This is a genomic window from Paenibacillus sp. P4_A7, from assembly GCF_056402455.1.
In genome coordinates this window covers 1-5,613 of record NZ_JBFUHJ010000375.1, presented here as the reverse complement: position 1 = coordinate 5,613, position 5,613 = coordinate 1, and the positions used below count along the sequence as shown (strand labels likewise).

The following is a 5,613-nucleotide window of genomic DNA, read 5'->3' as shown; positions in this document are numbered from 1 at the left end:
TTGTTAACCCGCCATTAAGCAGATAAGCTTATGGCGGGTTTTCTTCTGTATCACCATTTGATTCACGTCAGTAAACATTCATGCTCTTAATTAAAATGATATAAATGGTCCAATAGAAGTTTTTATAATTGGACCTTCTCACCTTTTCCAAACATCTATATGATTATAAAAAAAACAAAAGAGGTGTACATATGACCATTACGTATAAAATAAATACTCCGCTGCTTTCCCAAGATGTTGCAGATGTATTCAGAAGCTCTGGCATTAAACGTCCAGTAGATGATCTGGAGCGTATCCAAAAAATGATTGATAATGCCGATGTAACGATTACAGCCTGGGATGTAGAACGACTAATTGGAATTGCACGAGCAATTACGGATTTCACCTACTGCTGTTATTTATCGGACTTGGCAGTAAGTAAGGATTATCAAAAGACTGGAATTGGAACAGAGCTTATTGCAAAGCTGAAGAACTACTTAGGAGAAGAGGTTACTTTATTATTGATCTCTGCGCCGACCGCAATGGAATATTACCCGCGTATTGGCTTCGAAAAATCGGAGAGAGCATTTGTGATTCCGAGAATTGGTTAATCAGCACAAATAAGGCACCTCCCGACTCTAAAGTCAGAGGTGCCTCATCAATTGCTTAAGTTATACGCTTAACCATTTGCTACTATAGCATCTATTTCACTTTTCAATAGAAGATATCTGTGCACACTTCTCGAAATGGGAACTTTAGTCAGCTTATTTTTATCTACATAAACCTTCATTTGGTCCTTAGTAAGCCCCAACAAATCTCCAGCTTCAGAAATAGTTAATACAACTTCATTGCTAGTTGCATTAAACGTTTTTTTAACTTTCTGATTCCAGTCCTCAGATACAAACATATACCCGCAACCCTTCTAGTTCTTGACCAGTGATCTATTTTGACGTCATATATTAATTATACCACTTTCTGAGCCTATTTGTTCGATACTTCCACTAAACCAACCTATTTCCACCATATATATTTCAAACGAGCCCCCAAGCCAACCCTAGAATATAAAAAAGAGCATCACGAGGATGCACTAATGCATATGAGTCAGCACACGATCTCGCCAAATATCAGGTAGAAAATAGGAGGTCTCTTCCCAAGCTCTATGATCMTTTATTTGCAGCTGGCCTAACAGTCCACTAGGGATTAACCCGTTATTTTGGTTGACCAGATTTACTTCCGTCTCACTTTCATCACCCTGCCACGCTTCTCCGCTTGTAAGACGACCTTGTTTGGCAAGCTCCTCAAAAAAGGCAATTCCCGGTTCAATGTTTGATGCATTGCCTCCAAAAGCTATAGCAGCAGAAAGTACTGCCAGTTGTGCATATTCATCGTGAACAACATCACCGATAATGATTTTACTATTTCCATGCTTCAGATCATTCCAGCTTTGTGGTTGAATTTCTGCAAGCTTATTATTCGTCGAAAACGTTGCTAAAGAAATGGTTCCTTGACGGTTAGCGTTCAAATAGGTGTATTTATCAAATGTCCGATCTGAAGTTTCGCTCCCCTTACTATTTATGCCGCTACAGGCAGAAATAATGACAAGGATCGAAGCGAAAATCATACCCCGTGTTAGCCGCTTATTAAACCAGAAGTTTTTCATGATTTATTCATCCTCCAAATGGTTTATTGTTGGTAGTATCCGCATATCTGTTTCTGTCTATTCTCTTGAACTATACCTCAATATTATTTTCGCTAAGTAAGCCCTCTTTAAGGGTTTTGTAAATATTGCAGAAAAAAAAGCTGTCCCTCGTCATTGACGAATGAGACAGCTTCTAATCTTTTTGCTATAAGACCTTGTTACTTACCGCTTTTCACTACAATTGCATTGGACTCTTCATCATATACAACCATTGCTCCGGCCACTTTTTCAAAGTAGCTAGACTCTATATACGTTGTTCCTTTTTGAATAAGGACATTTTCATTTAGCTTCAAAATTTGCTTCCAGTTTTCCGATGTTAGAAGTACTTCTCTGCTCTTCGCCTGCCATATTACCTCTACATGAATAGATTCAAATAGCGATCTTACAGGAAGGTACACTTTCCCACCTTGATGGAATGGCTTCTTTGCGGAAGGGAACTCCATTTGCTTACCATTCACCAACACTTGAATATCCTCATAAGCGGGAAGGAGCTCAGTTCCAGCAAGTAGATCCTCTTTGCTTTGAACAGGTTGAAGCGCTTTGGGATCGATATTGATCCCTTTCACACTATTGCCAAGAGTGTCAGCAATATATAGCTTCCCTGATACATAAGCAACTGCTGAGGGCTGGTTGAATTGTGCCTTCTCTACTGATCCAAGCGTATTGCCCGGATCACCTTGTCCTGCAATATTAACCGTTGTTCCATCCGCTTGAACGGCGCGAATTCGGTTGTTCAGGCTATCGGCAACGAATAACACGCCATCCGCATATGTGAGACCACGAGGACGATTAAAACGAGCCTCCTTGTTCTTACCATTCACGTAACCGCCAGTCATATATCCAGTCAAGGAATCAATAGCTGTCGGCTTGCCTGCAACTGTGGTTACTTTCCCCTCAAAAATATAACGAATCAAATGATTGCCGCTATCTGCTACGTATAGGCCGCCCTTCTCATCAAACACAAGCCCCATGGGCTCGTTAAATTTAGCTTCGGAGGCTGCGCCGTCTTGATAGCCTCCTGTTTCCAAACCTATTCCCGCGAACGTTGATACGATGCCCTCTGGCGTTATTTTGCGAATAACATGATTAAGCGTATCTGCCACGTAAACATTATTGCTGGCGTCGATTGCCAAGCCTGCGGGAGCATTCAGCTCCGTTTCGCCAAATTTGCCTTCCTTGTAACCAGCCTTGCCGTTTCCGGCAGCTGTATAAACTTTACCATTCGTTAATTTGCGAACCGCATTATTATCGGTGTCACTCACGTACACCGTGCCTTTGCTATCAACTGCCGTATATGTGGGGTTGTTGAATAGTGCCGCGGAAGCTATGCCATCGTAATAACCGCTCTTTGTTTGACCAGCTAGCGATAATATCTCGCCATTCATATACTTGCTTACCTCGTTACCTGCGGCGTTAACGATAATCATACCGCCATCTGCTGTAGCAGCAAGTCCCCAAGGTTGATTTATGTTCTCTATCACGTAAGTTACATTAGTACTCTTAGCATTTACTGCAACACTATCAACACCATACTGCGTACTAGATACCGCCAGCACCGATACATTTCCAACTACTAATGCCGTAAAAAGCGCTGTACCAGCTGTTAATACTTGAAGCTTTCTGTTCATCTCGTTATTCTCCTTTCGTTCAACCTGTGAAATAGACGACTCTTAGTGGTCATTTATGGCTGTCGTATATCTGAAGATAAAAGTTACTTTATCTTAACCAAGTGCATATTACCGAATTTCAAGATCAATATACACATCACCCGCATGCTGGTTCTCTGATCCACCGCTTGTTATTCTATCTTTATATAAAGAAACTTTAATTTTATAATAACCAACTGCAAGACTTTTTAAGTAGTCGTGATGGATTCGTAAGATAGTGTCATTCTTTTCTCCAACTATTCCATATTCAATCCCCGGAAATACAGCCGTCCCTTCTCCTGTTGACTCAACTAGAACCCCCTCTATAATGTAACCTAGAGTAGGAATCATCACTTTTGTATCACGTGGGCTTTCAGACCCTGGTTGCTCCTCTTTTACAAGAGTTATCGAACTGGGATTAGGTTCAGAATAAAAACGGAAGCCTTCACCTGTTTTCAGTTCAGACTCTTGAATTTCACCTGTTTCTGCATTTTTCAATACGTTAGAATGAACAGTAAATCTTAGCTCTGAACCGTAAGGAACATCTTTATGAAAGGTTATCTTTAAACGTTCTCCCTCAATACTTACTTCTTCAATGTAATCCCATGGTTGAAAACTCCCTAAATTGGAGCAAATCACTTCACATACCTCTACATTCACTATTTCAAGACCATCTGTTGGTGATTGTCCATCACTAGTGTTAAAAGCAATCAAACTTGTAAACGGCAAATAAAAAGTTCGATCGTCCTCCATGTATTCGTATTTATTATTCATTAATGCCTCAATATCCAACTCCGGTGCTGGTGTCTCCTCCGGTCCCGGTGTTGGCGTTGGAACAGGTACTGGCGGCGGTGTAGCATCCTCATACCTTATTTCCTGTGGTACTTGGGGCCCGTTAACATTGTCCAATTCCGCTGCAGCCTCTTGCTTTTTCTTCTCTATTAATTGCTTGATGTTATTCAGTTCAGCCTCGCTCGCATTCCCAGTACTTAGAAGGTGCGACAGCAATGCTTCCAATCCGATAAGTGGCAAGTCGTTTGGATTAAGCGTTTCTTTCTGACCCTGACCAGACTTGTCCAACTGAAGCTGCTCGTCGGGATTAACGATTGTGCGCGTAGCTTGACCGTGATTAGTAGAGACAGCCCCCTCAAACACAGCAACATAACTTTCTTCCTCTTCATATTCCACTACAAATTCCGTACCCATTACGCCCATAATGGCGGTAGGCGTTTCTATTTCAAAACGGGAATCACCGTCTAGCTTCTTCTTGATTTTGATAACCACTTTACCTTTCAATAGGCTGAGGCTTGTTTTGCCTCCCAGTGCTTTAGCGCTCTTCACCAATTCACTTACGGTAAGTATCGTATTCGTGCCTATCGTGACCTCTTTGTCACTATCCAGCTCCATCGTTACTTTACCGTCTTTGCCCGTCAGAATCGTATCACCCTTAGTGATAGCCATTCCCTTAAAAGCATTGAATTTCTTCGACCCTCCGCCTTTTTTCACTTCTGCTTTGCTTGATACTRCCGTAATTTTACCAGCCTTATCCGTATCCTTAGCAATAGCCGTCGTAGGAAGAACTAACGTCATAACTAGCAAACAGATGAATAATAGCTTGATCGTTCTCATTTTAACCCCTCCAATTCATAGATCGTTACTCCTTGCTCTTTGCCCTTTACCTTGATTTCTCCTAGAGAAATCGCACTTATACGGTCTTTGACTACCTCATAAACAGCCTCGCTCAAAATAATTTGCCCTGGCTTTGCATTGCTTTCCAGCCGTGCCGATGTGTTGACGGTGTCACCGATAGCCGTATAGTCCATTCGGCTCTTCGAGCCAATATTGCCAAAGACGGCTGGTCCGGTATGAATACCTATTCCAAATTTAACGCCAAAACCAAACCGTTCTGTCAGCTTCTTCTCTAGTGCCGCCGAACCTTCCTTCATCGCCCAAGCAGCTTCCACCGCTTTCATCGGATGATCTTCCAGCAGCAGCGGAGCGTTAAATATCGCCATTGCCGCATCTCCAATAAACTTGTCCAATGTACCATTATGCTTAAAGATGCAGTTAGCTACCAAATCTAAATATTCGTTCAATATTTCAACGACTTCCTCTGGCTCCGCGCGCTCCGAGAGTGGTGTAAACCCGCGAATATCAACAAACAAAACAGTTAATTCACGGCGCGTCCCGCCTAGCTTAAGGCCTTCCTCGCCATTTTTCAAAATTTGATTAACGACCTCTGGCGCAACGTATCTACCAAAAATATCGGTTACTCTGCGTCTCTCTAAC

Annotated in this window: 6 protein-coding genes; 1 reads left to right on the top strand and 5 read right to left on the bottom strand. The window is 42.0% G+C overall.

All coding sequences use genetic code 11. From position 1 onward, the window contains the following. Positions 1-191 precede the first annotated feature (191 nt). Positions 192-590 carry a GNAT family N-acetyltransferase gene (locus AC1DWN_RS26615; RefSeq protein WP_477561909.1) on the top strand — a complete coding sequence of 133 codons (399 nt, stop codon included), beginning with the start codon at positions 192-194 and terminating at the stop codon, positions 588-590. 68 nt (positions 591-658) lie between these two features. On the opposite strand, the gene AC1DWN_RS26610 is transcribed toward AC1DWN_RS26615, so the two are convergent. The 5 genes from AC1DWN_RS26610 to AC1DWN_RS26590 form a co-directional block, all read right to left on the bottom strand. Continuing rightward, positions 659-886 (bottom strand): DNA-binding protein, encoded by a 228-nt coding sequence (locus AC1DWN_RS26610; RefSeq protein WP_477561908.1) that lies wholly within the window; start codon positions 884-886, stop codon positions 659-661. Between the two features lie 180 nt (positions 887-1,066). Further along, positions 1,067-1,639: a hypothetical protein gene (locus AC1DWN_RS26605; RefSeq protein WP_477561907.1), complete on the bottom strand. Its 573-nt coding sequence runs from the start codon at positions 1,637-1,639 to the stop codon at positions 1,067-1,069. Between the two features lie 197 nt (positions 1,640-1,836). Further along, positions 1,837-3,306, bottom strand: coding sequence for a stalk domain-containing protein (locus AC1DWN_RS26600; protein WP_477561906.1), 1,470 nt, complete (start codon positions 3,304-3,306; stop codon positions 1,837-1,839). 108 nt (positions 3,307-3,414) lie between these two features. Beyond that, positions 3,415-4,953 (bottom strand): FecR family protein, encoded by a 1,539-nt coding sequence (locus tag AC1DWN_RS26595; RefSeq protein ID WP_477561905.1) that lies wholly within the window; start codon positions 4,951-4,953, stop codon positions 3,415-3,417. Further along, on the bottom strand, positions 4,950-5,613 hold a 664-nt coding region (locus AC1DWN_RS26590; protein ID WP_477561904.1), incomplete at its 5' end, for an adenylate/guanylate cyclase domain-containing protein. The genes AC1DWN_RS26595 and AC1DWN_RS26590, both read right to left, overlap by 4 nt.